The following is a 26759-nucleotide window of genomic DNA, read 5'->3' on the forward strand; positions in this document are numbered from 1 at the left end:
GTGTCCGCGCACACTCCGATCAGGCGGGCTCCCTTGCGTTCCCTGTGATCGCGCAGGGCCCCATACTCGGGGGGTGACCGCGTACGAGCCCCCCGGCGACCCAGGCGCCGGCACCGATCCCGGCCCCGTCGGGTACGACGCCGTCGTGCTCGCCGGCGGGGCCGCCCGGCGGCTCGGGGGCGCGGACAAGCCGGGTCTGCGGGTGGGCGGACGCGCGCTCCTCGACCGGGTGCTCGCCGCCTGCGCCGGAGCGCGGACCACCGTCGTCGTCGCCGGTCCCCGGCCCACCGCGCGCCCCGTGACCTGGGCGCGCGAGGACCCGCCCGGCGGCGGACCGCTCGCCGCTCTCGCCGCCGGACTGCGGCACACCACGGCGGAGCACGTCCTCGTGGTCTCCGCCGACCTGCCGTTCCTGGCCGGACCGACCGTGGGACGGCTGCTGTCCGCCCTCGCCGCGGGCGACGCCGACGGGGTGCTGCTCACCGACGCCGACGGCCGCGACCAGCCTCTCGTCGCCGCCTACCGCGCGTCGGCGCTGCGCCGGGAACTGGCCGCCCTCGCACGGGACCGCGCCGGCCGGGGCGAACGGGCCGACGGGGCACAACTGACCGGGCTGCCGCTGCGCCGCCTGACCGGCGCTCTGCGCCTCACCCGCGTCCCGGACGCCGTCGCCTCCTTCGACTGCGACACCTGGGACGACCTCGCCACCGCAAGGGCACGCATCAGGGAGCATGGTCACGTGTTGGATGAATGGATTTCCGCAGCCAAGGACGAGTTGGGCATCGACCTGGACGTCGACACCGGGATCCTGCTCGATCTCGCGCGCGACGCCGCCCACGGAGTGGCCCGGCCGGCCGCCCCGCTGACCACCTTCCTCGTCGGCTACGCGGCCGGGCGGGCCGGCGGAGGGCCCGAGGCCGTCGCCGAGACCGCCCGCAGGGCCGCGGCCCTCGCCCAGCGCTGGGCGGAGGAGGCCGCCGACACCGGGTCCGCTCCCGTGCGGGGCAAGCCCGACGTGGCGCCCGACGCCACCCCCGACACCCGCCCGGACGCCTGATGACCTCCCCCGGCACGCGGGCCGACGCGGACGCCGAGGACCTCGACGTCGAGGAGGCGCTCGCCCTCGTGAGGGAGAACCCCGGCCACGGCAGCCACGGCCGCCACGGAGGACGCGACGGACACGGCGGTCAAGGCACGCCCGCCCCGCACCACCCGGCGGACGCCCACCACCACGCCACCCCCTGGCCCGAGGCCCGCGCGACCGCCGAGCGCGCCGCCCGCACCGCCGCCCGTGCCGCCCGCCGCACCCCCGTCGCCGTGCCCCTCGACGCGGCCCTCGGCCTCACCCTGGCCGCGCCCCTGGCCGCCCTCACCGACCTGCCCTCCTTCGACACCTCCGCGATGGACGGCTGGGCGGTCGCCGGACCGGGCCCCTGGGCGGTGCGCGACGAGGGGGTCCTGGCCGGACACGCTGCGCCCGCGCCCCTCACCGACGGCGAGGCCGTCCGTATCGCCACCGGAGCACGGATCCCCCCGGACACCACCGCCGTACTGCGCACCGAGCACGGCCGCTCCGACGAACGTGGACGCCTGCACCCCATCCGCGAGGTCGTCCACGGCCAGGACATCCGCCCCCGCGGTCAGGAGTGCCGCAGCGGCGACCAGCTGCTGCCCGTCGGCACCCTCGCGACCCCGGCGGTCCTGGGGCTGGCGGCGGCCGCCGGATACGACACGCTCACCGCGGTCCCCCGCCCGCGCGTCGACGTCCTCGTCCTCGGCGACGAGCTGCTCACCCAGGGGCTCCCGCACGACGGCCTCATCCGTGACGCGCTCGGCCCGATGCTGCCGCCATGGCTGCGCGCCCTCGGCGCCGAGGTCCGCACCGTCCGCCGGATCGGCGACGACGCCAAGGCCCTGCACCGCGCCGTCACGACCTCCGAGGCCGACCTGATCGTCACGACCGGCGGCACCGCCGCGGGCCCGGTCGACCACGTTCACCCCACCCTGCGCCGCATCGGCGCCGAACTCCTCGTGGACGGCGTCAAGGCCCGCCCGGGCCACCCCATGCTGCTGGCCCGCCTCAAGGACGACCAGCACCTCGTCGGGCTGCCCGGCAATCCCCTCGCCGCCGTCTCCGGACTGCTCACCCTCGCCGAGCCGCTGCTGCGCACGCTCGCCGCCCGACCGGCGCCCGAGCCGTACACGCTGCCGCTGCGGGACGCGGTGCACGGGCACCCGTACGACACCCGGCTCGTGCCCGTCGTGCTGCGCGGCGAGGGCGCCGTGCCGCTGCACTACAACGGCCCGGCGATGCTGCGCGGCATCGCGGCCGCCGACGCCCTGGCCGTCGTACCCCCGGGCGGTGCGCGGTCGGGACAGGAGGCCGAGCTGCTCGACCTGCCCTGGGCCACCGGCGGAATCGGGGTGTGTTTCACGTGAAACTTCCGGGCCAGGACGCCATCGCGCGTCAGGCGGACGAGCACTTCGTGACCCACAAGGTGAAGCTCCCCAGGAAACTGGTGGAGCACCCGTTCCGTCAGGTCGCCAAGCGGCTGTCCATCGCCCTGCTGGTCCTCCTGGTGACGGCCGTCATCGTCTACGCGGACCACGACGGCTACACCGACAACTCCGACGGTTCCGTCGACCTCCTCGACTCCTTCTACTACGCCACCGTCACCCTCTCCACCACCGGCTACGGTGACATCACGCCCGTCAGCGACGCCGCCCGGCTGACCAACATCTTCGTCATCACGCCCCTGCGCGTGCTCTTCCTGATCATCCTGGTCGGCACCACGCTGGAAGCCCTCACCGAGCGCACTCGGGAGGAGTGGCGCCTGAACCGCTGGAGGTCCGCCTTGCGGGATCACACCGTCGTCGTCGGCTTCGGAACCAAGGGGCGGTCGGCGATCCAGACCGTCTGCGCGACCGGGCTGCGCAAGGACCAGGTGGTCGTGGTCGACCCGAGCGGCAAGGCCATCGAGGCCGCGACGGCCCACGGCTATGCGGGTGTGGTGGGTGACGCGACCCGCAGCGACGTACTCAACCGGGCCGAGGCGTACCGGGCGAAGCAGATCATCATCGCCACGCAGCGCGACGACACGGCCGTGCTGGTCACGCTGACGGCCCGGCAGCTCAACCGCGGCGCGAAGATCGTGGTCGCGGTCCGCGAGGAGGAGAACGCGCCGCTGCTGAAGCAGTCCGGCGCCGACGCCGTGATCACCAGCGCCAGTGCCGCGGGGCGGCTGCTCGGGCTCTCCGTGCTCAGCCCCGCCGCCGGCATGGTCATGGAGGACCTGATCAGCCAGGGCAGCGGACTCGACCTCATCGAACGGCCCGTCATAAAGGCCGAGGTGGGCAAGCACCTGCGGGAGGTGGACGACCTGGTGGTGAGCGTGCTGCGCGGGCACCGGGTCCTGGGCTACGACGACCCGGCCGTCGGCGGGCTGGAGCTGACGGACCGCCTGATCACGATCGTACGGGCGACGCCGGCCACCCATGTGGCGCCCGACGCCCGCCCGCTCCCCCGCGACTGAGCCGCTCCACACGGCCCGGTCGCGGGGCCCGCTCCCCGGGGCGCGCTACTTGCGGTTGTAGAGCCGCATCGTGACCGGGCCGAAGACCAGCAGGAACAGGGCCGCCCAGCCCAGGGTCCAGGCGATCTCGGCGCCGGGCCAGCCGCCCGCCATCAGGCCGCGCACCGCGGACGCCAGATGGGTGATCGGGCTGTTGTTGACGAAGGCCTGCAGCCAGCCCGGCATGGTCTTCGGGTCGACGAAGACGTTGGACAGGAAGGTGAGCGGGAAGATCACCATCATGCTGACGCTCATCACCGACTTCTCGGTGCGCAGCATCAGCCCGAACATCGTCCAGATCCACGAGAAGGCGAACGAGAAGAGCAGCAGCAGCGCGATCCCGGCGACCACGCCGACGAACCCGCCGTCGGGCCGGTATCCGAGCAGCAGCCCCACGGAGAGCATCACGACGGACGCGATCGTGTAGCGCAGCGCGTCGCCGAGGAGATAGCCGACCATCGCCGAGGGCCGCCAGATCGGCAGCGAGCGGATGCGGTCGAAGACGCCCTTCTCGATGTCGATGTTCACCGAGACCCCGGTGTACATCGTGATCATCACGACCGACATCACGAGGATGCCCGGCAGCACGAACTGGATGTAGTCGCTGGGCGAACCCGCCAGCGCACCGCCGAAGAGGTACGTGAACATCAGCAGGTTCATGATGGGGAAGGCGGTGACGTCGAAGAGCTGCTCCGGCACGTGCTTGATCTTGAGGATCGCGCGCCAGCCGAAGGTCAGGGACGTGGACAGGGCGCTGGGCCGCGGCGGCCGCTCCCTGGTCACCAGCAGGGCCGCCAGCGACTCGGTGCTGACCGGCGAGAGTTCCTTGTTCTCGGTGCCCGTGGCCGTACTCATGCCGCCAGCCCGCCCTTCGTGTCGGTGTCGGTGCCTGAGTCGCCGTCGGTGCCCTGGCCGGTGTCGTGCCCGGTCAGCGCCAGGAAGACCTCGTCGAGGCTGGGCTGGCCCAGGGAGAAGCTGTCGACGGTGATGCCGGCCCGGGCCAGCTCACCGAGCGCCTTGGCGGCCTGGTCGGCGGCGGTGTCACTGGCCGCCACCCCGAGGCGCGCGGTCAGCGCCACCGGGTCGGGCTCCGGCTGCACCTCGGCCACCAGCAGGTTCCGCAGCACCCGCTCGGCCTCGGGCCGCTCCTCCGCGTCCCGCAGCCGCAGATGCACGGAGCCCGCCCCGACGGACGCCTTCAGCTCGCCCTTGGTGCCCTCGGCGATCACCCGCCCCTTGTCGATGACGGCGATCCGGGACGCCAGCTGGTCCGCCTCGTCCAGGTACTGCGTGGTCAGCAGCACGGTCGTCCCCTGGGCGACGACCGCCCGCACGATGTCCCACACCTGGTTGCGGCTGCGCGGGTCGAGTCCGGTGGTGGGCTCGTCGAGGAAGAGCAGGTCGGGGGTGTTGAGGATGGAGGCGGCGATGTCGATGCGCCGCCGCATGCCGCCGGAGTAGTGCTTGACCTGCTTCGCCGCGGCCTCCGTCAGGCCGAAGGCCGCCAGCAGCTGGTCGCCCCGCTCCCGTGCGGCCGCCTTGCCGTGCCCGAGGAGCCGGCCCAGCAGGACCAGGTTCTCGGTGCCGGTGAGGTCCTCGTCCACGGACGCGTACTGCCCGGTGAGGCTCACCCGGCCGCGCACCTCGTCCGCCTCGTGCACCACGTCGTGACCGAAGACGCGGGCGTGGCCGTCGTCCGGCCGCAGCAGGGTGGCGAGCATCTTCACCGTGGTGGTCTTTCCGGCGCCGTTCGGGCCGAGGACGCCGTAGACCGTGCCGGCGGGCACGGCGAGGTCCACCCCGTCCACGGCCCGGGTCTCACCGAACGTCTTCACCAGTCCCGCGGTCTCGATGGCGAGTCCGGACGTGTGCGTGCTCATGCTGTGGGTCCTTCCGCGTGCTGGAGTACGCGTTCTTGGGCTACGCATGGGGAGACCTTTACCGTCGCGCAAACTCATCGGCGACGCACGGGGATTTTTCGGCGGAGGGCCACGCGGGCGCGCAGGAGTAGCGTCGCCCTCATGCATGCGATCACGATTTCCGAACCCGGGGGCCCCGAGGCGCTGGTGTGGTCCGAGGTCCCCGACCCGCAGCCCGGCGAGGGCGAGGTGCTGGTCGAGGTGACGGCCAGCGCCGTCAACCGCGCCGACATCATGCAGCGCCAGGGCTTCTACGACCCGCCGCCCGGCGCCTCCCCGTACCCCGGCCTGGAGTGCTCCGGGCGCGTGGCCGAGGTCGGTCCCGGCGTGTCCGGCTGGGCCGTCGGCGACGAGGTGTGCGCGCTGCTCGCGGGCGGCGGCTACGCCGAGAAGGTCGTCGTCCCGGCCGGCCAGCTGCTGCCGGTGCCGCGGGGCGTCGACGTGAAGGGGGCCGCGGCGCTGCCCGAGGTGGTCTGCACCGTCTGGTCGAACGTCTTCATGGTCGCCCACCTGCGCCCCGGCGAGACGCTGCTCGTGCACGGCGGCTCCAGCGGCATCGGCACCATGGCGATCCAGCTCGCCAAGGCCGTCGGCGCGAAGGTCGCGGTGACGGCCGGCACCAAGGAGAAGCTGGAGCGCTGCGCCGAGCTGGGCGCGGACATCCTGATCAACTACCGGGAGCAGGACTTCGTCGCCGAGGTGAAGGACGCCACCGGCGGCGCGGGTGCCGACGTCATCCTGGACAACATGGGCGCGAAGTACCTGGACCGCAACGTCCAGGCCCTCGCCGTGAACGGCCGGCTCGCGATCATCGGCATGCAGGGCGGCCGGAAGGGCGAGCTGAACATCGGCACGCTGCTCGCCAAGCGCGCCGCCGTCAGCGCCACCTCGCTGCGGGCCCGGCCCCTGGAGGAGAAGGCGGCCATCGTGGCGGCCGTCAAGGAGCACGTCTGGCCGCTGTTCGCCGGGGGACACGTCCGCCCGGTCGTCGACCGCGAGTTGCCGATGAGCGAGGCCGCCGACGGCCACCGGGTGGTGGAGGAGAGCGGGCACATCGGCAAGGTCCTGCTGGTCACCTCGTAGGCGACGCACGGTCGGGTCGCGGTGCGGTCCCTAGGGCCTGTCCGGCGGATCAGGTCGCAGGAAAGAAGCGGTACCTCGTCGGCGCTGGTGAGCGGGGGCGATGGGGAGCGTGCAGCTGCAAGGCGGAGGAGGGCGTCGACGCGATGGGGGTCCCCCCGCGCGAGCGCAGTCGAGCGTGGGGGAGTCGGCAACCGACGACAACGCCGCAGATGCGCGTGCCAGACCCCGCGTCTGCGGCATGATCCGCCGGACAGGCCCTAGTCCCGGCGCAGACGCAGTCCCACGAGGCCGAGGGCCAGGCCGAGCCCGATGAGCACCAGTCCGCTGCCCAGCGGCAGCACCCGCAGGAGGGGCTCGGCGGCGGCCCGGGTGGGCGTGCCGCTCTGCGACGGGGACCGGGACGGGGTGGCCGGGAGCACCTCCGCCGCCTCGGTCCGGCCGGGCGGTACGGCGGTGGCCGGGTCCTCGGGGACCCCTTCGCCGCCGTCCCCGTACCGGTCGGCGTCCTCGTCCGGGCCGTCCCGCTCCGGCGCCCGCTCCTCGGTGCGACCGGGCCGCTGCCTCCCCTCGCCCGGCCGGCTCCCGGCCCGGGAGGGCTCGGGGCCGGTCTCAGTGCCGGACGCCGACGGTGAACGGGAAGAGGACGGGGAAGGGCGGGAGGGCTTGGGCGAACCGCGCCCCGCGCTGCCGGCCGGGCCGGAGTCCTCGGCGGGCCGGGAGGCGGATCCGGCGTCCGGGCGCTCCGTACGGTCGTGGCCGTCGGGGCGCCGGGGACGTTCGTGACCGCCCCGCCCGTCATGGGTGCCGGAGCCGTCCGGGACGGTGGCCGCCCCCGGCGTGGCGGGCTCCGGTGACGGCGCCGCCGTGAACGGCGCCACCACCGCCGGGAACCCGGCGCCGTGGGCCGGGGCCGCCCCGTACGGCGCCACCACCGCGCCGACGCCCAGGGCCCCCACCAGCCCCGTCGCCCGCAGTGTGCGCAGCCATGGAGTCACGTCCGTGACCCCCTCCCGATGACGAGCAGTCGTGAAAGACGACAGAACAGAAGCGACGGAACAAAAGCGAAGGAACAAGATCGACGGAACCAGCCTCGCACCGGCCGGCGGCACCGGCATTCCGGGAGCCGCCGAACGCGTCGGCGCGGTTTGCGCGGGGGCACCGCCCGCCCGGGACCGGGGTGTGCGAGACAATGGCGGCATGGAGATGCCGAGGAACGACAGGTCGCCGGAGAACCCCCAGATCCTGGTCGTCGGCCAGGACGGAATGGCGCTCAGCGGCGGCGGGGACGACGACTCCCGCGAGATTCCGGTGACCGAGCAGGTGGAGCAGCCCGCCAAGGTCATGCGGATCGGCAGCATGATCAAGCAGCTGCTCGAAGAGGTGCGGGTCGCCCCCCTGGACGAGGCGAGCCGGGTCCGGCTCAAGGAGATCCACGCCAGCTCGGTGAAGGAGCTGGAGGACGGTCTGGCCCCGGAACTGGTGGAGGAGCTGGAGCGGCTCTCCCTGCCCTTCACGGACGACGGCACCCCGACCGACGCGGAGCTGCGGATCGCGCAGGCCCAGCTGGTCGGCTGGCTGGAGGGCCTCTTCCACGGCATCCAGACCACGCTGTTCGCCCAGCAGATGGCCGCGCGTGCCCAGCTGGAGCAGATGCGCCGCGCGCTTCCGCCGGGCGCCGTCCCGGAGGGTGAGGAGCCCCCGCACCCGGGCGGCCGTTCCGGCGGCCCCTACCTGTAGGACGACGACCTACTCACGACGACCCCTGCGCAACGACGACCACCGACACCGCGAAGGGCCCGGCAGCAGGCGCTGCCGGGCCCTTCGACGTCAACCGCCCGTCACCTCACGGGCTCATTCGGACGGCGGGTTGCCCGTCGAGACCTTGAGCTGGATCTCCGGCATGTTCTCCGGGTCGACGTCCGTGCCGGCGGTGGGGAACTGGTCCCGGACCGAGCCCTCGCCATAGGTGTTCTCGTCGACCTCGACGACCTTCATCCGCCAGCCCGCGGCGTTGAAGCACTCCTTGACCGAGCCGATGTACTTGAACGTGAAGTCCGGCACCTTGATCTTCTCGGGGTCGTTGTACGACTCCTCCGGCTCGGTGCACTCGTCCTTCTCGATCGTCTTCTCCTTGTCGGGCCCGCGGTAGCCCGCCGCCTTCGACGGCGACGCGGAGACCGACGCGGTGGAGGAGCCGCCGCCACCGGCTTCCGGGTCCTCGTCCCCGCCGCCGTTCATCAGCAGCGCGCCGATCAGCCCGCCGACAGCCACGACGGCGACCACGATCGAGCCGATGATCACCGGCTTGTTGCTCTTGCCGCCTCCCGCGGAACCGGAACCGGAGCCCGGGGCCGACGACGCCAGGTTGTACGGCGGCGGCGTGGCCGCGCCATGCTGCTGCGCGTACGGCGCCGGGGCGGGCGTCTGGTAGCCCGCCTGCTGCGGATAGCCGTACGCCGGCGAGTGCGCCGCCGGGGCCGGGGTGCCGTACGGGTTCGGGCCGGGGGACGGCGTCGGCTGGTACGGCGTCTGGACGGGGCCCGTGGGGGCCGGGGTGCCCTGGCCGACCGGCGGGAACACGGCGGAGCCGACGCCCGCGCCGCTCGACGTCTGGGCGCCGGGCACGATGCTCGGCGGGGCCGCCTGGAAGGAGGCCGCCACGCGCAGGCACTCGTCGCGCATCGCCTCGGCGCTGGGGAAGCGTTCGTTGGGGTTCTTCTTCAGCGCCCGGGCCACCAGCGCGTCCACCGCCGGGGGCAGGGCGCGGTTGACGGCGGACGGGGCCACCGGCTCCTCCTGCACGTGCGCGTACGCGATCGCCAGCGGCGAGTCGGCGTCGAACGGCAGGCGCCCGGTGACCAGTTGGAACAGCATGATGCCGACCGAGTACAGGTCGGAGCGGGCGTCGACGCCGCGGCCGAGGGCCTGCTCCGGCGAGAGGTACTGCGGGGTGCCGACGACCATGCCGGTCTGGGTCATCGAGGTCACGCCGGACTGCATGGCGCGGGCGATGCCGAAGTCCATCACCTTGACCACGCCGCGCTTGGTCATCATCACGTTGCCCGGCTTGATGTCCCGGTGGACCAGGCCCATCTCGTGGCTGATCTCCAGCGCGGCCAGCACGTCCGCGGTGATCTTCAGCGCCTTGTCGGCGGGCATCGCGCCCTGCTGCCGCACGTCCTCGTCCAGCACCGAACCCAGCGGCCGGCCCTCGACGTACTCCATGACGATGTACGGCGTCGTCATGCCGTCCAGATCGTCCTCGCCGGTGTCGAAGACCGAGACGATGTTGGTGTGCGTGAGCTTGGCCACGGCCTGGGCCTCGCGGCGGAAGCGCTCGCGGAAGGCCTGTTCGCGACCCAGCTCGGTGTGCAGCGTCTTGATCGCGACCTGGCGGTCGAGGACCGAGTCGTACGCCAGGTGCACGGAGGCCATGCCGCCCTCGCCGAGCAAGTCGCGCAGCTGGTAACGGCCACCGGCGAGCGCCCGCCCCGTGTACCGTCCCTGTCCGGCGTCCTGGCTCATGTGTCTGCGTCCCCCATTGGCGGCGGGCGCCGGTGGCAGCGGCACGCGCGCTTGTGATCGAAAGTGCTATTCCCGGCCAAGTCTGCCCCAGGGCACCGACACGTCAAGCGCGGTGCCCGTTCCGTGACCGTACGCGAAAGAAGCGTCGCGGAAGCGTTACAGCCGGCGTACTGCCGCTACACGGAATTTGCACGAGAGTACGGAACCAGGGTTTCATGACCGGTCCGTCTCATGTCCGGTCCCGGCGCCCATCTCGGACCGGAGGCCCCCGCGAAGCCTGTAGCGTGGCCGACGGAGACCGTAACAACACCGCGCGTACCGCGGGCAGAAACGACGGCGAGGACTGATGGCACAGCAGCAGCGCGCCCAGGGCCCGTCCGAACCCGAGGCATCTGGTGGCGGTATGTCTGACGCGCCGGAGAACTGGGGCAACGGCGGCCTGGTCGGCGACGGCCGGTACCGGCTGACCCGCAGGCTCGGGCGGGGCGGCATGGCCGAGGTGTTCGCCGCCGAGGACGTCCGCCTCGGACGCACCGTGGCGGTCAAGCTGCTGCGCGCCGACCTCGCCGAGGACCCCGTCTCCAAGGCCCGCTTCACGCGCGAGGCACAGTCGGTGGCCGGCCTCAACCACCACGCCATCGTGGCGGTGTACGACTCGGGCGAGGACGTCGTCGGCGGCCAGTCCGTGCCGTACATCGTGATGGAGATCGTCGAGGGGCGCACCATCCGCGACCTCCTCCTCAACGCCGAGGCGCCCGGCCCCGAGCAGGCGCTGATCATCGTCTCCGGTGTCCTGGAAGCGCTGGCCTACTCCCACCAGCACGGCATCGTGCACCGCGACATCAAGCCCGCCAACGTCATCATCACCAACAACGGCGCGGTCAAGGTGATGGACTTCGGCATCGCGCGCGCCCTGCACGGCGCCCAGTCGACGATGACCCAGACCGGCATGGTCATGGGCACTCCGCAGTACCTCTCCCCCGAGCAGGCGCTCGGCAAGGCCGTCGACCACCGCTCCGACCTGTACGCGACGGGCTGCCTCCTCTACGAACTCCTCGCACTGCGCCCCCCGTTCACGGGTGAGACCCCGCTGTCGGTGGTCTACCAGCACGTGCAGGACATCCCCACGCCCCCGTCCGAGGTCTCCGACGCCACCCCGCCGGAGCTGGACGGCCTGGTGATGCGCTCGCTGGCCAAGGAGCCCGACGACCGTTTCCAGACCGCCGAGGAGATGCGCGGCCTGGTCCAGTACGGGCTGCAGATGCTGTACGAGCAGGGCGGCCACACCAACACCTGGAACACCGGCCCGGTCGCCGCGCACGACGGCCGGCACACCCCGTCGGCCGGTCTCGCGGGCACGACGGTGCTGCCGCACCCCGACCACCACGGGGCGTCCGGCACCCAGCAGATCCCCCAGCCGATCCTGCCGGGCGGGTACGGCGGGGGCGACGACGGCGGCTTCGAGGGCCACGGCAACAAGGGCAGCGGCCGCGGCAAGCTGTGGATACTGGCCGTCTTCGCGGTGATCGCCATCGCGGCGGGCGTCGCGCTGGCCCTGAACAACGGCGACGACGGCAAGGGCGGCACCGAGACGGACAAGAGCCCGTCGGCGACCACCTCCCAGAGCACCGGCGAGGAGTCGCCCAGCTCCTCGCCCAGCGACGAGGCGACGCAGGAGACCACCGACCCGGGCACCGAGCAGGGCTCGGGCGGGGGCGGCACCGGCGACGGGGACTGGGACAAGCCGTACACACCGACGTGGACACCGTCGGAGACCGCGACGGACGATCCGACCGGCGACCCGACCGGCGATCCCACGGGTGACCCGACCGGCGATCCGACGGGTGACCCGACCGACGGCGGTGAGCCGACCGGTGGTGGCGACCCGACCGGCGGCGGCGATCCCACAGGCGGTGGCGAGCCGACGGGCGGCGCGACCGGCGCCCCGGGCGGTTCCGAGGGCGGCGAGGGCTGACCCGTACCGCCACCCCTGCGCGCGCGTGCGGCCCGGAAACGGGCTCCACGCGCGCGTTGCGTTGCGGGGACGCCGTCGCGGGGAGGTCAGAGCGGCCCCGCCGACCCGTCCGTGAAGTGCACCGTGCCGAACTGCGGGTCCACGCGCAGGTAGGCGGGCTCGAAGGGCTCGCCGTCCACCCGGTCCGGCGTCGGACCGAACCGCTCCAGCTCGGCGGTGTTCGGCTCGTGGGCCTCGCACCGGCCCACGACCTGCACGGTCCACAGGCTCTCGCCGGGCCGCGCGGAGGTCAGGTTGTCCGCTCCGTACGCGACGACGCTCCCGGCGCACACCCGGTGGTACCCCCAGCTCCTCGGCATGCGCAGCAGGACCCGGCCGTCGGCCACGATGTGCCGCGCGTGGGCGAGGAAGGGCAGGGCGCGCAGGGTGGTGGCCGCCCGGCCGTAGGCGGTGCGGCCGAGCAGGCCGACGGCGAGCTGTTCGTCGGAGGGCATGGTCTCACTGTGCGGGAGCCCGGGGCCCGGGAACAGGGCCGCCCGCCCCGGCAGGAGGGGACGTAAGTCCCGAATAAGTCGTCCCGGACGAGCCCGGAGCGCGCCCGGGCGGGGGACAGGACCCCCGTCAGCGGTTCTCGGCCTCCAGGCGGGCCACGAAGGCGGCCGCCTGGGAACGCCGCTGCATGCCGAGCTTGCCCAGCAGGCTCGACACGTAGTTCTTGATCGTCTTCTCCGCCAGGTGCAGCCGCTCGCCGATCGCGCGGTTGGTCAGCCCCTCGCCGATCAGGTCCAGGATGCGGCGCTCCTGCTCGGTGAGACCGGCCAGCCGGTCGTCCGGCTTCGCTCCGCCGTCGCGCAGCCGCTCCAGCACGCGCGCGGTGGCCGCCGGATCGAGCAGCGACTTCCCGGCCGCCACCTCCCGCACGGCGCCGAGCAGCTCGGCGCCGCGGATGTCCTTGAGGACGTAGCCGGAGGCGCCCGCCATGATCGCGTCGAAGAGGGCCTCGTCGTCGGCGAAGGAGGTCAGCATCAGGCAGCGGACGGACTCGTCCCGGGAGCGGATGTCCCGGCAGACCTCGACGCCGCTGCCGTCGGGCAGCCGCACGTCCAGGACCGCGACGTCCGGGCGGGTGGCCGCGACCCGGGCCTGTGCCTCGGCGGCCGTACCGGCCTCGCCCACCACCTCGATGTCGGCCTCGCCGGAGAGCAGATCGTGCACCCCGCGGCGGACCACCTCATGGTCGTCGAGGAGGAATACCCGGATTTTTCCGTCTTCGTGCACGCGGTCAGTGTCACACACCGACTCTTCCCGTGCCCGGGGTGGCCGGGATAACGTGCCGTTGTTCCGGCCCCCTGCAAGGCTGTGACCAGTAAAACTTCCGTCCTTCGCCGATTTACTTGGAAATCCGAGTAAAAACGCAGGTCAGGAGGGGTTTCACAGAAATGTGGAGCACTGGGTAACGTGCTGTTCGCAGGGCGCTCGCCGGGGCACCTGTCACGCCTGTTCCCGATCGGGCCGCACCCACCCTTGTGCGTCCGCCGGGCCGCAGGTGAGCCGCACTGGCTTCCGGCGAACCCGGGGGCCGGACCGACGGAGGAGCACACGTGACCGAGAGCACTGCCGCGCGCAAGCCGCGACGCAGCGCCGGAAGCAAGGCGGCCGGCACCACCGGCACCAAGGCGGCCGGGACCACCGGCAGCAAGGCCGGCACCGGCAAGCGCACGACTCGCACCACCAGCACCACCCGTAACGCTGCGAAGAAGGGCTCCGAGACGGAGCTGGTGCAGCTGCTGACGCCCGAGGGCGAGCGCGTCGAGGACGCCGCTCACGCCGAGTACGCCTCGTACGTCGCCGACATCACCCCGGACGAGCTGCGCGGTCTGTACCGCGACATGGTGCTCACCCGGCGCTTCGATGCCGAGGCCACCGCCCTGCAGCGCCAGGGCGAGCTGGGCCTGTGGGCCTCCCTGCTCGGCCAGGAGGCCGCCCAGATCGGCTCCGGCCGGGCCACCCGCGAGGACGACTACGTCTTCCCGACCTACCGCGAGCACGGCGTCGCCTGGTGCCGCGGGGTGGACCCGACCAACCTGCTCGGCATGTTCCGCGGGGTGAACAACGGCGGCTGGGACCCCAACAGCAACAACTTCCACCTCTACACCATCGTCATCGGCTCGCAGGCCCTGCACGCCACGGGCTACGCGATGGGCGTGGCCAAGGACGGCGCCGACTCGGGCGTGATCGCGTACTTCGGCGACGGCGCCTCCAGCCAGGGCGACGTCAGCGAGGCGTTCAACTTCGCCGCCGTCTACAACGCGCCCGTGGTGTTCTTCTGCCAGAACAACCAGTGGGCGATCTCCGAGTCCAACGAGAAGCAGACCCGGGTGCCGCTCTACCAGCGCGCCCAGGGCTTCGGCTTCCCCGGCGTCCGCGTCGACGGCAACGACGTGCTGGCCTCCCTCGCGGTCACCCGCTGGGCCCTGGACCGCGCCCGGCGCGGCGAGGGTCCTGCCCTGATCGAGGCGTACACGTACCGCATGGGCGCCCACACCACCTCGGACGACCCCTCCCGCTACCGGCACGACGACGAGCGGGCCGCCTGGGAGGCGAAGGACCCGATCCTGCGCCTTCGCCGCTTCCTGGAGTCCGCAAACCACGCGGACGAGGGATTCTTCGCGGAACTGGAGGCCGAGAGCGAGACGTTGGGCAAACGAGTGCGCGAAGTGGTCCGTGCCATGCCGGACCCGGACCGGTTTGCCATCTTCGAGAACGTGTACGCGGACGGGCACGCGCTCGTGGACGAGGAGCGGGCCCAGTTCGCCGCCTACCAGGCATCGTTCGCAGACGCAGAGGGGGTCTGACATGGCAGCGGAAAAGATGGCGCTGGCGAAGGCGATCAACGAGTCGCTGCGCCGCGCACTGGAGTCGGACCCCAAGGTCCTGATCATGGGCGAGGACGTCGGCAAGCTCGGCGGTGTCTTCCGGGTCACCGACGGCCTGCACAAGGACTTCGGCGAGGACCGGGTCATCGACACCCCGCTGGCCGAGTCCGGCATCGTCGGCACCGCCATCGGCCTGGCCCTGCGCGGGTACCGCCCGGTGGTGGAGATCCAGTTCGACGGCTTCGTCTTTCCGGCCTACGACCAGATCGTCACCCAGCTGGCGAAGATGCACGCCCGCTCGCTCGGCAAGGTCAAGATGCCGGTCGTCATCCGCATCCCCTACGGCGGCGGCATCGGCGCGGTCGAGCACCACTCCGAGTCCCCCGAGGCCCTGTTCGCGCACGTGGCGGGCCTGAAGGTGGTCAGCCCGTCCAACGCGGCGGACGCGTACTGGATGATGCAGCAGGCCATCCAGAGCGACGACCCGGTGATCTACTTCGAGCCCAAGCGCCGCTACTGGGACAAGGCCGAGGTCGACAAGGAGGCCATCCCGGGCCCGCTGCACACCGCGCGCGTGGTGCGCGAGGGCACCGACCTGACGCTGGCCGCCTACGGCCCGATGGTGAAGCTCTGCCAGGAGGTCGCCGACGCGGCCGCCGAGGAGGGCCGCTCCCTGGAGGTCGTCGACCTGCGCTCGATCTCGCCGGTCGACTTCGACACGATCCAGTCGTCGGTGGAGAAGACCCGCCGTCTGGTCGTGGTCCACGAGGCGCCGGTGTTCCTGGGCTCGGGCGCGGAGATCGCGGCCCGGATCACGGAGCGCTGCTTCTACCACCTGGAGGCCCCGGTGCTGAGGGTCGGCGGCTACCACGCGCCGTACCCGCCGGCCCGCCTGGAGGAGGAGTACCTGCCCGACCTGGACCGGGTGCTGGATGCCGTCGACCGCTCGCTGGCGTACTGAGGAGGGGAGCGTGACGACGATGACGGACAGCTCCGTGCGTGAGTTCAAGATGCCCGACGTGGGCGAGGGGCTCACCGAGGCCGAGATCCTCAAGTGGTACGTCAAGGCCGGTGACACGGTCACCGACGGGCAGGTGGTGTGCGAGGTCGAGACGGCCAAGGCCGCCGTCGAGCTGCCCATCCCCTACGACGGCGTGGTCCGCGAGCTGCACTTCCCGGAGGGCACCACGGTCGACGTGGGTACGTCGATCATCGCGGTGGCCGTCGGCGGCGGCGCGGCGGCGGCCGCGGAGCCCGAGCCGGTGCAGGAGGCCGTGGCGGAGGAGCCCAAGCCTGAGGGCCGCCAGCCGGTCCTGGTCGGGTACGGGGTCTCCACCTCCTCGACCAAGCGCCGCCCCCGCAAGGGCGCGGAGGCCCTGGCCGCCGCGCAGGCGCCTGCGGCGGCGATCCAGGCCGAGCTGAACGGCCACGGACCCGCGGCGCCGGCCGCGCCGGTCACCGGCGACCGCCCGCTGGCCAAGCCCCCGGTGCGCAAGCTCGCCAAGGACCTCGGCGTCGACCTGGCGACCGTGGTCCCGTCCGGCCCGGACGGGATCATCACCCGCGAGGACGTGCACGCGGCGGTGTCGGGGCCCGAGCCGGCCCAGGCGGCGGCCCCGCGTTCCGAGCCGGCCGCGCCCGCCCCGTCCCCGACGTCGTACGACACGACGCGCGAGACCCGTGTCCCGGTCAAGGGCGTGCGCAAGGCGACGGCGGCGGCGATGGTCGGCTCGGCGTTCACCGCGCCGCACGTCACCGAGTTCGTGACGGTCGACGTGACGCGCACGATGAAGCTGGTCGAGGAGCTGAAGCAGGACAAGGAGTACACGGGCCTGCGCGTGAACCCGCTCCTCCTGATCGCCAAGGCCCTCCTCGTCGCGATCAGGCGCAACCCGGACATCAACGCGTCCTGGGACGAGGCCGCCCAGGAGATCGTGGTCAAGCACTACGTCAACCTGGGCATCGCCGCCGCCACCCCGCGAGGCCTGATCGTCCCGAACATCAAGGACGCCCACGCCCAGACCCTGCCGCAGCTGGCCGGTTCGCTGGGCGAACTGGTGTCGACGGCCAGGGAGGGCAAGACCTCCCCGGCCGCCATGCAGGGCGGCACGGTGACCATCACCAACGTCGGCGTCTTCGGCGTCGACACCGGCACGCCGATCCTCAACCCGGGCGAGTCCGCGATCCTCGCGGTCGGCGCGATCAAGCTCCAGCCGTGGGTCCACAAGGGCAAGGTGAAGCCGCGTCAGGTGACCACCCTCGCCCTGAGCTTCGACCACCGCCTGGTCGACGGCGAGCTGGGCTCCAAGGTCCTCGCCGACGTGGCGGCGGTCCTGGAACAGCCGAAGCGGTTGATCAGCTGGGCATGAGAGCCACGAACCGACTGGCTTCATGACGGAAGGGGCGCCGCAAGTTGGAGTTGCGACGCCCCTTCCGCCTGCGGGAACGCTGAGACCGTAACTTCCAGTTACGGTCTCGGGCATCTCTCGGTGCGGGTCGGGATCAGCCCCGGGGCCGGTTCGGGTGCAGGGTGTTGAGGAGGGCTGCGCCGCGTTCGGCGTCGTCGATGCTGATGGCGAAGTCGGTTCGGCGGCCACGGGGGCGTATGACCAGGCACTCGCCGGCGCGCAGCATGACCGTGGTGCCGAGGCCGCTGAGGCGGTAGCCCCAGCCGCCGACCTCGGCGGGGCGGCGGACCTCCATCCGGGCCGTGTCGATGTCGCCGGGTGCCCAGCGGCGTCCGGGCCAGCCGAGCGGGCCGAAGGAGACCTCCAGGCCGCGCTCCGAGACGCGGGCCTGGACGGAGGAGAACATGGCGCAGGCGACGGAACCGGCGCCGCAGCCGGCGAACAGGGCCCACAGGGCGCCCGGGGCGGCCAGGCCGCCGACCAGGGCGACGAGCGCGCCCACGGCCACCAGGCCGATCGCGGCCGCGAGCAGTTGGAGCCAGGGGTTGGCGGTGCGGGAGAACCAGACCAGCCGGCGGCCCTTGGGGATGTCCAGCGCGGGGGTGCCCTCGTCGGGCGTCGTGGCGTCGTAGGTGCCGCGCCGCCGGGTGACGAGCAGCCAGCCGGCCACGCCCGCGAGTACGGCCGCGGCCAGGAGCGCGACGACCCAGGCGGTGGGCTGACGGGCCTCGTGCCAGTCCGCGCGGTCCAGGTTGGCCCGGATGACCGCGGCCTGCACGCCGGTGAGGACGATGCCCGTGGGGAGCAGGGTCACGGTGGTCCAGGGGCGGGCCGCCGGGCCCGCCCGCATCAGGGGGACGGTGACCGCGGCCGCCGTCACCAGCCAGACCAGCGCGGGGACGAGGGAGGCTGCCCACAGGGGCATCGAGCCGTTGGGCGCTTCGCCGTCCAGGCCCCAGTGGGTCCCCAGCCGGTCGGGCAGCCGGTCCCGTGCCAGGAGCGGCATCGCGGCGAGCACCGCCGTGACCCCGGCCGTCCAGACCACCGTCGTCCAGACCACCGCCGTCGTACGCCCCGCCGCTGTCGTGTCCCTCATGGCATCCCCCTGATCATGTCGATGAGATCGGTCCTGCTGTAGCCCAGCCGAGCGGCCTCGGCGAGCAGTTCCCGTACCCGGATCTGCAGTTCGGAGTGGGGCCGGGCGCCCTCGGCCACCGTCACCCCCCGGCCCCGGCGGAACTCCAGCAGGCCCTCGTCCCGCAGGCCGCGCAGTGCGCGCAGCACGGTGTTGACGTTGACGTCCAGGGCCTCGGAGAGGTCGCGGGCCGAGGGCAGTCGGTCCCCGGGGGCGCACTCCCCCTCGGCGATGGCGCGCCGGAGGGCGCCGGCCACCTGTTCGTGCAGGGGGCGGGTGTCGGTCTTGTCCAGACTCAGCAGCATGGTGCTAATGAAACTATCACCATGCGCTTCATCGGTACAGGGAGACCGGCACAGCGAGAAGGGCCCGTCGCGTCGGCGGCGGGCCCTTCGACGGGGTGTCGGGGTTACTTCGTGAAGGCGTGGTTCATGAGCTTCGTGGCGTCCTTGGCGCGCTGCGCCGACGACGAGGACGCCAGGACCGTGCCGATCACCGTCTTCCCCTTCCGGGTCGCGGCGAAGACCAGGCAGTACCTGGCCTCCGGTCCCGACCCGGTCTTCACGCCGATCGCTCCGCTGTAACTGCCCAGCAGCGTGTTGGTGTTGGTCCAGGGCGCCATCGTGCGGGTGCCGCCCTTCTTCGTCCTCGTCTTCGCCGTGTACTTCTTGGTCCTGACGATGGTGCGGAAGGTGGAGTTCTTCATCGCGCTGCTCGCGATCTTCGTCAGGTCGCGCGGCGTGGAGTAGTTCTTGCCGTTGCCGATGCCGTCGAACGAGTCGAAGTGCGTGTTCTTCAGGCCGAGGCTCTTGGCGGTCGCGTTCATCTTGCCGATGAAGGACTTCACCCGCGCCGCCCGCGTCCTGCCCGAGCCGAACTTGTCGGCGAGTGCATAGGCGGCGTCGCAGCCGGAGGGCAGCATCAGCCCGTACAGCAGCTGGCGGACCGTCACCTTGTCGCCGACGATCAGGCGGGCGGACGAGGCGTTCTTCGACACGATGTAGTCGCTGTACGCCATCTGGATCGTGACCTTGGCGTCCAGGTTCAGCTTCGGCTGGGAGAGCACGACCTTGGCGGTCATGATCTTGGTCGTGGAGCCGGTGGAGCGCTTCGTGTCGGCGGCCTTGGTGTAGAGCGACCTGCCGGTCGCGTTGTTCATCACGAAGCCGCCCTTGGCGGCGATCGAGGGCACGGCGGCGGCCCGCACGGGTGCCGCGAGCACGCGGTCGGGTGCGGCGGCCTGCGCGGGTGCGGCGGCGAGGACGCCGGTGGCGAGGACGGCGGTGCCGGTCAGGGTGGCGGCGAGGGCCCTGCGCAGACGGACGGATTCGGTGGCGCCCGGAATGGCATTCATTGAGTTGATTACCCCGATTGTGGTGAATTCGCCTGGAGTGCGGCCGAGTTGTGGTCGGTGGAGCGTGGCCGCGACAGTCCGACCCCCGGAGAGGGGGAATGGTTGCGCGGCGGGGCGGGGGGAGGCCCCCGGTTCCCCCTGAAGGGTGAGCGGGGCGGGGTCGGCGTCCGGATGCTGGACCGGATCCCTCTTGTGTCCCTGTTGTATCTATCCTGTCGGCATGACCACGGCAGTGAAGCAACCCCCCGCGGCGGACCGCGTCTACACCCACGTCAAGCAGGGCGTCCTGGAGCGCCGTTACGAGGGCGGGACGCTGCTCACCGAGGGCGAGCTGGCCGAGGCCGTGGGCGTCTCCCGCACCCCGGTGCGCGAGGCGCTGCTGCGGCTGCAGGCCGAGGGCCTGATCCGGCTCTACCCCAAGAAGGGTGCCCTGGTCCTGCCCGTCTCCGCGCAGGAGATCGCCGACGTGGTGGAGACCCGGCTGCTGGTCGAGGAGCACGCGGCCAGGAAGGCCGTACCCGCCCCGCCGGGGCTCGTGGAACGGCTGGAGGAGCTGCTCGCCCGGCAGCAGGAGCAGGCCGCCGCCGGTGACTTCGCCGCCGCCTCCGTCACCGACCGCTGCTTCCACGCCGAGATCGTCCGCAGCGGCGGCAACGAGATCCTCTCCCGCCTCTACGACCAGCTCCGCGACCGCCAGTTGCGCATGGGCGTCGCCGTGATGCACTCCCACCCCGACCGGATCGCCCACACCCTCGCCGAGCACGAGGAGATCCTCGACGCGCTGCGCGCCGGGGACGCGGAGGCGGCCGTCGCCGTGGTGGGCCGGCACGTGGGCTGGTTCTCGAACCTGGCGCGGGGGGAGGTCCGATGAGTACGGCCACCTCGGCCGGCCGTGCCCTGCCCGGTGACCCGCCGGGGGGCCGGCGTGCGATCGCCGTGTGGGGCATCGGCGTCTCCGTCTACTTCGTCGCCGTCATCTTCCGTACGTCCCTCGGGGTCGCCGGTCTCGACGCCGCCGACCGCTTCCACGTCAACGCCTCCGCGCTGTCCACCTTCTCCATCCTCCAGCTGCTGGTCTACGCCGGTATGCAGATACCCGTCGGCCTGCTGGTCGACCGGCTCGGCACGAAGAGGGTGCTGGGCCTCGGCGTCGTGCTGTTCACGGCGGGGCAGCTGGGCTTCGCCTTCTCCCCGTCGTACGGCATGGCACTGGCCTCGCGGGCGCTGCTGGGCTGCGGGGACGCGATGACGTTCATCAGCGTGCTGCGGCTGGGCACCCGCTGGTTCCCCGCCCGGCGCGGGCCGATGGTGGCCCAGCTCGCCGGTCTCGTCGGCATGGCGGGCAACCTGGTCTCCACGCTCGTCCTGGCCCGGCTGCTGCACGGCATCGGCTGGACCGCGGCGTTCGCGGGCAGCGCGCTCGCCGGTGTCGTCGTCTTCGTCCTGCTGCTGCTCTTCCTCAAGGACCACCCCGAGGGCCACGAGCCGGAGCCGCTGCCGCACCAGGGGGCCGCGTACGTACGGCGGCAGATCGCGCTGTCCTGGCGGGAGCCGGGGACGCGGCTCGGGCTGTGGGTGCACTTCACCACCCAGTTCCCGGCGATGGTGTTCCTGCTGCTGTGGGGGATGCCGTTCCTGGTCGAGGCGCAGGGGCTGTCCCGGGCCACGGCGGGCACACTGCTCACCCTGGTCGTGCTGTCCAACATGGCCGTCGGCCTGGTCTACGGCCAGGTCATCGCCCGGCACCACGCGGCGCGGCTGCCGCTGGCGCTCGGCACGGTGGCGGCGACGGCGCTGCTCTGGGCGGCGACGCTGGCCTACCCGGCCGAGCATGCGCCGATGTGGCTGCTGGTGGTGCTGTGCACGGTGCTGGGGGCGTGCGGGCCGGCGTCGATGATCGGCTTCGACTTCGCGCGGCCGGCGAATTCGGCGGAGCGGCAGGGGACGGCGTCCGGGATCACGAACATGGGGGGCTTCGTGGCGTCGATGACGACCTTGTTCGCGGTGGGGGTGTTGCTGGATGCGACGGGGGACGACTACACCGTCGCGTTCTCCTCGGTGTTCGTGCTGCAGGCGCTCGGGGTCACGCAGATTCTGCGGTTGCGTAAGCGGGCCGCGTCGCGGGAGCGGGAGCGGTTGGTTGCCAGTCGGGTGGAGACGGTGCACGTGCCTGTGTAGGTACCCGGCGTGGGTGCGGGCCGGGCTGGGGGCTGCCGCCCCCAGACCCCCGCTTCGGCCTGAACGGCCTCGTCCTCAAGCGCCGGACGGGCTGGAATCTCACTGCGTGACGGTGAAGTTGCGCAGGATCGCTGCCGTCAGGTCCGGGTCGCCCTCTGTCTTGATGCGGTCCGCCGCCGCCTCCGGGGTCACCCGGCCGCAGGCCAGGCGGACGTACGTCTCCCAGTCCAGGGTGAGGGTGGCGGCGGGGCCGAGGGCCGGGGACGATTCGAGGGTGCCGCGGCCCTGGATGTCGACGCGGATGGTGCGCAGGAACTCGACCGGGCCGTGCACGTCGAAGACGACGGCCGAGCTGCGCGGAGCGTCCGCCCGCTCGGCGACGACGGCGGGCAGTTCGCCGAGCAGCACGTCACGGGCGACGTGCGCGCCGGGGGAGTCGAGGTTGCCCGGGCGGCCGAGGGTCGTGCGCAGGTCCTGCTCGTGCGCCCACACGTCGAAGGCGTGCCGGCGCATCGCCTCCTGAAGGGTCAGCTCGGTGCCGAGCGGGCCGCGCACCTTCGTGCCGGGGTCCCGCGACTCGTTCCGCAGCTGGCGGTTGCGCCGGATGATCATGTATTCCAGCTCGGACGTCATCTCCGGCGCCGTGTGGTGGCGGCGGACGTCGACCTGCATCTCCATGTAGCGCTGGTGGTCGTTGGTGACGTGGTAGAGGTCGCGCGGGAGGGTGTGGATGGGGCGGGGGTCGCCGAGCATCTCGGAGTCCAGACCCAGGACGTGCGAGACGATGTCGCGCACCGACCAGCCCGGGCAGGGGGTCCGGCGGTTCCACTCTGCTTCCACAAGCGGCTGGACCAGCTCGGATATCGCCTCGATGGAGTGAGTCCAGGCGTCGGCGTAGGGCTGGAGGGCGGGATGCAGACTCACGGAACGGGACCCCTCGGCGGTCGGTACACGGGCGGTTGGTGGCGGCGGTGCCAGTGGCGGTGGCGGCAGTCGGCGGGCGTCTTGGAACGCTAAGTTACGCTGCTGTGCGGCACCCCGGCAGTGCTTTCGTGTGACGATCGTAGGCCCGTGTGGACGGCTCGAATGCCAGGACGGTGGTAGTGTGCGCGCCTCTTTGATTCAAATCGCCGTGAACGAGGACGAAACGGTCGAAGCGCGTCGCGTGCGGGCGGCGGCTCTGGTAAGGGAGCAGGCGGGCGCCGACCTCGTCGTGCTGCCGGAGCTGTGGACCACGGGCGCGTTCGCCTTCGAGGAGTTCGACGCGGCGGCCGAGCCGCTGCGCGGACCGACGTACGAGGCGATGGCCAAGGCGGCGAGCGACACGGGCGTGTGGCTGCACGCGGGGTCGGTCCCCGAGCGCGGCCCGGACGGACGGCTCTACAACACCTCGCTCGTCTTCTCCCCCGCCGGTGATCTCGCCGCCTCCTACCGCAAGATCCACCGCTTCGGCTTCGACAAGGGCGAGGCCGTGCTGATGGGCGCGGGGCGCGAGCCGGTGACGGTCCGGCTGCCGGACACCACCCTCGGCGTGGCGACCTGCTACGACCTGCGCTTCCCCGAGCTCTTCCGCTCCCTCGTCGACGCCGGTGCCGAGATCCTCGTCGTCCCGGCGGGCTGGCCCGAACGCCGTCGGGCCCACTGGACGCTCCTGGCCCAGGCGCGGGCCGTGGAGAACCAGGCCTTCGTCCTCGCCTGCGGAACGGCCGGGACGCACGCCGGAGTTCCGCAGGCCGGTCACTCGATCGTGGTGGATCCCTGGGGCGAGGTGCTCGCGGAGGCCGGTGCGGACGAGGAGGTCCTCACGGTGGAGTTCGACCCGGTGAAGGTGGCGCGGACCAGGGAGCAGTTCCCGGCCCTGAAGGACCGGGTACTGGGTCTGGAGCCGCCGCGCGGCTGAGCGCGGAGTGTGAGCAGGGGTGACACCGCGTGTTTGACGTGGCGTCGCGCTGCCCAGTATGCCGGTATGACACGGACGCGTACCGGTACCTCCGCCATTCGCCGGGTGCGGGTGGACCCCCTCGGCGCCCCTTTCGCGACGGCTTTCGAGCTTCCGACCGCGGGTCTTCCCCGGCTGACGCCCGAGGAATGGGTGCGCGCCAGCTTCGAGGACGTCCCGGTGATAGTGCGTGAGCTGTTCCGGACGGGGTGGGCGGGCGGGCTTGGGCTGCGACTGGGGCCGCGCACCTCGCGACGGCACGTGGTGGGCTGGCGCGTGCTGGAGACCGGGCCGGCCAGGGTCGCCCTGGAGGCCCGCGCGCCGTCGCTGACCGTGCGCAACGTCGTGACCGTGGACGACGCGCGGCTGCTCTGGGCGACGTACGCGTTCTACGAGCGCCGGGCCGACCGGCTGCTGTGGGCCCTGGCGGCACCCGTGCACCACCTGGCCGTGCCGCTGCTCCTCGGCCGCGCCGTCCGCCGCACGGCGTGAGGAGTGGCCGGTCCGCCGGTCCTCAGTCGTCCTCCCGCTCCTTCTCCGCCAGGTGGATCACGCACACCGTCAGGGCGATCAGCAGCGCCGGGTCCGCGTCGTCCCGGACGACGTCCACGCCGTAGGTGTCCCGGAGGGTCAGCCAGCGCCGGGAGGCGACGGCCAGCAGTTCGCCGTCGTACTCGATGGCGAACTCCCGGTCGAGGATCTTGCCGCTGACGTCCAGTTCGGTGCCGTCGGCCAGGACGACCCGGTAGTGGTTGCGGAGCAGGGAGAGACGTTTGCGCTTGATGCGGGCCAGGGGCTCGCCGGCCCGTTCGATCACCATCGTGTCGCGCAGGGCGAACATCTTCTGGTGGATGTCGATGAGCACGCGCCCCTGGGCGTCCTTCAGCTCCCAGGTGTCCCGCAGCCGCATCGCCTTGCCGTCGACGAGGAAGACCTTGTTGCCGCGGTCGTCCTCGATCCAGTAGTCGTCACCGATACCGAGGAGCCGGTCGTACACGAGGAATCTCATGCTCTGACCGCTTCCCCGTCGGCCGCCGCGGAACCCGGACGGTAGGCCGACAGGCTGAGTGCGGCGCGGTGTGCGCGCGGTCGGCTCAGGCGCCGTAGCCGTTGTGGTAGCCGTCCTGCGTGGGGTGGTGGGGCCGTTCCTCGACGACCGGGGTCGACGGCGGCATCACGACGCGGCGGCGCCGGGCGATGCTGCTGAACGTGGCGACGCCGATCAGGCCGACGACCATGAAGATCACACCGACCAGGTCGAGGTTGACGCCCTGCATGTCCCAGTCGGTCGCGAACGTGAGGATGGCTCCCACGGCGATGAGGATGATGCACCCGCCGAGGCCCATGAGTGTTGCCTCCCTGTCAGATCCGGTCGGTTCCGGGTTTCCGGCCGATCCGGTTCCGTGCGGGTACCCCCGGCTTCAACCCTCATGCCGTGGGGCGGTGTTGCGCGCCCTCCCGGCTACGGCTGGAGGAAGGACACCAGTGCGTTGGCCAGCAGGTGCGGGTCGTCGGCGCCGCACAACTCCCGGGCGCTGTGCATCGACAGGATGGCCACGCCGATGTCGACGGTGCTGATGCCGTGCCGGGCCGCGGTGATGGGGCCGATGGTGGTGCCGCACGGCATGGAGTTGTTGGAGACGAAGGTCTGGAAGGGGACGTCCGCCTTCTCGCAGGCGGCGGCGAACACGGCGCGGCCCGAACCGTCGGTGGCGTAGCGGTTGTTGACGTTGACCTTGAGGATGGGGCCGCCGTTGATCCGCGGGTGGTGCGTCGGGTCGTGCCGTTCCGCGTAGTTGGGGTGGACGGCGTGGCCCGTGTCGGAGGACAGGCAGACGGTGCCGGCGAAGGCACGCGCGCGGTCCTCGTAGGTGCCGCCGCGGGCGAAGACCGAGCGCTCCAGCACGCTGCCGAGCAGTGGTCCGTCGGCGCCCGTGTCCGACTGGGAGCCGGTCTCCTCGTGGTCGAAGGCGGCCAGCACGGGGATGCAGGAGAGGTCGGCGCCGGAGGCCGCGACCGCGGTCAGGGCGGCCGTACCGGCGTGCACGGACAGCAGGTTGTCCATCCGCGGGCCCGCCACCAGCTCGCGCTCGCGGCCCAGGTACGCCGGGGGCTCCACGGAGTGCGTCATCAGGTCCCAGCCGGTGACCTCGCCGCGGGCGAGGCCCGCCTCGTCCTCCAGGAAGGCGATCAGGTCGCCGTCGCGCACGGTGTCGCCCAGGCCCCAGACGGGCTGGAGATGGCGCTGCTTGTCGAGCTTGAGGCCCTCGGTGGAGACGTTGCGGTCCATGTGGATGGCGAGCTGCGGGACGCGGAGCAGCGGGCGGTCGACGTTGACCAGGCGGGTGGAGCCGTCGCGCAGCGAGAGGCGGCCGGCCAGGCCCAGGTCCCGGTCGAGCCAGGAGTTCATCAGCGGGCCGCCGTAGATCTCCACCGCGACCTGGCGCCAGCCGTGCGCCCCGGCGTCCGGGCGGGGCTTGACGCGCAGGTTGGGGGAGTCGGTGTGGGCGCCGACGATGCGGAAGGGGGTGTGCGCCGCGGCGCCCTCCGGGACGTACCAGGCGACGATCGCACCGCCGCGCAGCACGTAGCGGCCGCCGCTCGTCCCGTCCCAGGCGTCCGTCTCCGCGACCTGGCGGAAACCGGCCTTCTCCAGCCGCGCGGCGGCGCTCGCCACGGCGTGGTACGGGGTCGGGCTCGCCGACAGGAAGGTCATCAGGTCGTCGGTGTGGCCGCGGTCGAAGCGGGAGGGTGCGCTCATGGGGTTCACCTTAACGACGTGCGAGGGCCCGCTT

Annotated in this window: 26 protein-coding genes; 13 read left to right on the forward strand and 13 right to left on the reverse strand. The window is 72.4% G+C overall.

What is annotated here, in order from left to right; all coding sequences use genetic code 11:
- Nucleotides 1–73 precede the first annotated feature (73 nt).
- The 3 genes from ACZ7MF_RS27380 to ACZ7MF_RS27390 are packed head-to-tail and all read left to right on the forward strand — an operon-like array spanning nt 74 to nt 3533.
- Nucleotides 74–1057 (forward strand): NTP transferase domain-containing protein, encoded by a 984-nt coding sequence (locus ACZ7MF_RS27380; protein ID WP_471480533.1) that lies wholly within the window; start codon nt 74–76, stop codon nt 1055–1057.
- Nucleotides 1057–2439 carry a molybdopterin molybdotransferase MoeA gene (locus ACZ7MF_RS27385; RefSeq protein WP_471480535.1) on the forward strand — a complete coding sequence of 461 codons (1383 nt, stop codon included), beginning with the start codon at nt 1057–1059 and terminating at the stop codon, nt 2437–2439. Before ACZ7MF_RS27380 ends, ACZ7MF_RS27385 begins: the two co-directional genes overlap by 1 nt.
- Nucleotides 2436–3533: a potassium channel family protein gene (locus tag ACZ7MF_RS27390; RefSeq protein WP_388526648.1), complete on the forward strand. Its 1098-nt coding sequence runs from the start codon at nt 2436–2438 to the stop codon at nt 3531–3533. The genes ACZ7MF_RS27385 and ACZ7MF_RS27390 overlap by 4 nt, the downstream gene beginning before the upstream one ends.
- Nucleotides 3534–3578: 45 nt before the next feature.
- Here the strand turns inward: ACZ7MF_RS27390 and ACZ7MF_RS27395 are convergent, their stop codons facing one another.
- A complete protein-coding gene (locus ACZ7MF_RS27395; RefSeq protein WP_471480537.1) occupies nt 3579–4427 on the reverse strand; it encodes an ABC transporter permease in 849 nt (282 codons plus the stop codon).
- Nucleotides 4424–5452 (reverse strand): ATP-binding cassette domain-containing protein, encoded by a 1029-nt coding sequence (locus tag ACZ7MF_RS27400; RefSeq protein ID WP_471480539.1) that lies wholly within the window; start codon nt 5450–5452, stop codon nt 4424–4426. Before ACZ7MF_RS27400 ends, ACZ7MF_RS27395 begins: the two co-directional genes overlap by 4 nt.
- 141 nt (nt 5453–5593) lie before the next feature.
- Between ACZ7MF_RS27400 and ACZ7MF_RS27405 the strand changes: the two genes are divergently transcribed.
- Nucleotides 5594–6574: an NAD(P)H-quinone oxidoreductase gene (locus ACZ7MF_RS27405; protein WP_471480541.1), complete on the forward strand. Its 981-nt coding sequence runs from the start codon at nt 5594–5596 to the stop codon at nt 6572–6574.
- Nucleotides 6575–6831: 257 nt separating this feature from the next.
- Here the strand turns inward: ACZ7MF_RS27405 and ACZ7MF_RS27410 are convergent, their stop codons facing one another.
- Nucleotides 6832–7569: a hypothetical protein gene (locus ACZ7MF_RS27410; protein WP_471480543.1), complete on the reverse strand. Its 738-nt coding sequence runs from the start codon at nt 7567–7569 to the stop codon at nt 6832–6834.
- A 202-nt stretch (nt 7570–7771) separates the two neighbouring features.
- Between ACZ7MF_RS27410 and ACZ7MF_RS27415 the strand changes: the two genes are divergently transcribed.
- Nucleotides 7772–8311 carry a bacterial proteasome activator family protein gene (locus ACZ7MF_RS27415; protein WP_003975113.1) on the forward strand — a complete coding sequence of 180 codons (540 nt, stop codon included), beginning with the start codon at nt 7772–7774 and terminating at the stop codon, nt 8309–8311.
- A gap of 114 nt (nt 8312–8425) precedes the next feature.
- Here the strand turns inward: ACZ7MF_RS27415 and ACZ7MF_RS27420 are convergent, their stop codons facing one another.
- Complete coding sequence (locus ACZ7MF_RS27420) at nt 8426–10099, reverse strand: protein kinase domain-containing protein (protein WP_471480547.1); 1674 nt, start codon at nt 10097–10099, stop codon at nt 8426–8428.
- 346 nt (nt 10100–10445) lie between these two features.
- Between ACZ7MF_RS27420 and ACZ7MF_RS27425 the strand changes: the two genes are divergently transcribed.
- Nucleotides 10446–12074: a protein kinase domain-containing protein gene (locus ACZ7MF_RS27425; protein ID WP_471480550.1), complete on the forward strand. Its 1629-nt coding sequence runs from the start codon at nt 10446–10448 to the stop codon at nt 12072–12074.
- Between the two features lie 86 nt (nt 12075–12160).
- On the opposite strand, the gene ACZ7MF_RS27430 is transcribed toward ACZ7MF_RS27425, so the two are convergent.
- Together ACZ7MF_RS27430 and ACZ7MF_RS27435 are read right to left on the reverse strand one after the other, a co-directional pair.
- The gene (locus tag ACZ7MF_RS27430; RefSeq protein ID WP_471480552.1) at nt 12161–12568 is read right to left on the reverse strand and encodes a pyridoxamine 5'-phosphate oxidase family protein; all 408 of its coding nucleotides are present in this window, start codon (nt 12566–12568) and stop codon (nt 12161–12163) included.
- A gap of 127 nt (nt 12569–12695) precedes the next feature.
- Complete coding sequence (locus ACZ7MF_RS27435) at nt 12696–13352, reverse strand: response regulator (protein ID WP_471480555.1); 657 nt, start codon at nt 13350–13352, stop codon at nt 12696–12698.
- Nucleotides 13353–13675: 323 nt separating this feature from the next.
- Between ACZ7MF_RS27435 and pdhA the strand changes: the two genes are divergently transcribed.
- Genes pdhA through ACZ7MF_RS27450 form a run of 3 tightly spaced genes read left to right on the forward strand, consistent with a single transcriptional unit; the run spans nt 13676 to nt 17319 of the window.
- Nucleotides 13676–14929: a pyruvate dehydrogenase (acetyl-transferring) E1 component subunit alpha gene (gene pdhA / locus ACZ7MF_RS27440; protein ID WP_471480558.1), complete on the forward strand. Its 1254-nt coding sequence runs from the start codon at nt 13676–13678 to the stop codon at nt 14927–14929.
- A 1-nt stretch (nt 14930) separates the two neighbouring features.
- Entirely contained in the window at nt 14931–15911 is a 981-nt protein-coding gene (locus ACZ7MF_RS27445; RefSeq protein ID WP_471480561.1) for an alpha-ketoacid dehydrogenase subunit beta, read from the forward strand.
- A gap of 10 nt (nt 15912–15921) precedes the next feature.
- Nucleotides 15922–17319, forward strand: coding sequence for a dihydrolipoamide acetyltransferase family protein (locus ACZ7MF_RS27450; RefSeq protein WP_471480564.1), 1398 nt, complete (start codon nt 15922–15924; stop codon nt 17317–17319).
- A gap of 133 nt (nt 17320–17452) precedes the next feature.
- Here ACZ7MF_RS27450 and ACZ7MF_RS27455 read toward each other — a convergent pair whose 3' ends face one another.
- The 3 genes from ACZ7MF_RS27455 to ACZ7MF_RS27465 all read right to left on the reverse strand — a co-directional run bounded on the left by ACZ7MF_RS27455 (nt 17453) and on the right by ACZ7MF_RS27465 (nt 19847).
- Entirely contained in the window at nt 17453–18454 is a 1002-nt protein-coding gene (locus ACZ7MF_RS27455) for a DUF1648 domain-containing protein (RefSeq protein WP_471480566.1), read from the reverse strand.
- Entirely contained in the window at nt 18451–18798 is a 348-nt protein-coding gene (locus tag ACZ7MF_RS27460; protein ID WP_003975124.1) for a GntR family transcriptional regulator, read from the reverse strand. The genes ACZ7MF_RS27455 and ACZ7MF_RS27460 overlap by 4 nt, the downstream gene beginning before the upstream one ends.
- Nucleotides 18799–18902: 104 nt before the next feature.
- The gene (locus tag ACZ7MF_RS27465) at nt 18903–19847 is read right to left on the reverse strand and encodes a D-alanyl-D-alanine carboxypeptidase family protein (protein WP_471480569.1); all 945 of its coding nucleotides are present in this window, start codon (nt 19845–19847) and stop codon (nt 18903–18905) included.
- 220 nt (nt 19848–20067) lie between these two features.
- On the opposite strand from ACZ7MF_RS27465, the gene ACZ7MF_RS27470 reads away from it, so the two are divergent.
- Nucleotides 20068–20718, forward strand: coding sequence for a GntR family transcriptional regulator (locus tag ACZ7MF_RS27470; protein ID WP_471480571.1), 651 nt, complete (start codon nt 20068–20070; stop codon nt 20716–20718).
- Nucleotides 20715–22025 (forward strand): MFS transporter, encoded by a 1311-nt coding sequence (locus ACZ7MF_RS27475; RefSeq protein WP_471480573.1) that lies wholly within the window; start codon nt 20715–20717, stop codon nt 22023–22025. The genes ACZ7MF_RS27470 and ACZ7MF_RS27475 overlap by 4 nt, the downstream gene beginning before the upstream one ends.
- Nucleotides 22026–22124: 99 nt before the next feature.
- On the opposite strand, the gene ACZ7MF_RS27480 is transcribed toward ACZ7MF_RS27475, so the two are convergent.
- Nucleotides 22125–22949 (reverse strand): maleylpyruvate isomerase family mycothiol-dependent enzyme, encoded by an 825-nt coding sequence (locus ACZ7MF_RS27480; protein WP_471480575.1) that lies wholly within the window; start codon nt 22947–22949, stop codon nt 22125–22127.
- 181 nt (nt 22950–23130) lie between these two features.
- Here ACZ7MF_RS27480 and ACZ7MF_RS27485 point away from each other — a divergent pair, with 181 nt between their 5' ends.
- Together ACZ7MF_RS27485 and ACZ7MF_RS27490 are read left to right on the forward strand one after the other, a co-directional pair.
- Complete coding sequence (locus ACZ7MF_RS27485; protein WP_471480576.1) at nt 23131–23925, forward strand: carbon-nitrogen family hydrolase; 795 nt, start codon at nt 23131–23133, stop codon at nt 23923–23925.
- A 66-nt stretch (nt 23926–23991) separates the two neighbouring features.
- Nucleotides 23992–24456 carry a hypothetical protein gene (locus ACZ7MF_RS27490; RefSeq protein WP_471480578.1) on the forward strand — a complete coding sequence of 155 codons (465 nt, stop codon included), beginning with the start codon at nt 23992–23994 and terminating at the stop codon, nt 24454–24456.
- A 22-nt stretch (nt 24457–24478) separates the two neighbouring features.
- On the opposite strand, the gene ACZ7MF_RS27495 is transcribed toward ACZ7MF_RS27490, so the two are convergent.
- From ACZ7MF_RS27495 to ACZ7MF_RS27505, 3 genes are all read right to left on the reverse strand, one after another.
- Nucleotides 24479–24973 carry an LURP-one-related/scramblase family protein gene (locus ACZ7MF_RS27495; RefSeq protein ID WP_356862095.1) on the reverse strand — a complete coding sequence of 165 codons (495 nt, stop codon included), beginning with the start codon at nt 24971–24973 and terminating at the stop codon, nt 24479–24481.
- Between the two features lie 85 nt (nt 24974–25058).
- Nucleotides 25059–25310: a DUF6458 family protein gene (locus tag ACZ7MF_RS27500; protein ID WP_189740256.1), complete on the reverse strand. Its 252-nt coding sequence runs from the start codon at nt 25308–25310 to the stop codon at nt 25059–25061.
- Between the two features lie 116 nt (nt 25311–25426).
- On the reverse strand, nt 25427–26725 hold the full coding sequence (locus ACZ7MF_RS27505; RefSeq protein ID WP_471480582.1) for a M18 family aminopeptidase: 1299 nt from the start codon (nt 26723–26725) through the stop codon (nt 25427–25429).
- Between the last annotated feature and the right edge of the window lie 34 nt (nt 26726–26759).

It is taken from the genome of Streptomyces sp. NPDC111628, from assembly GCF_055635195.1.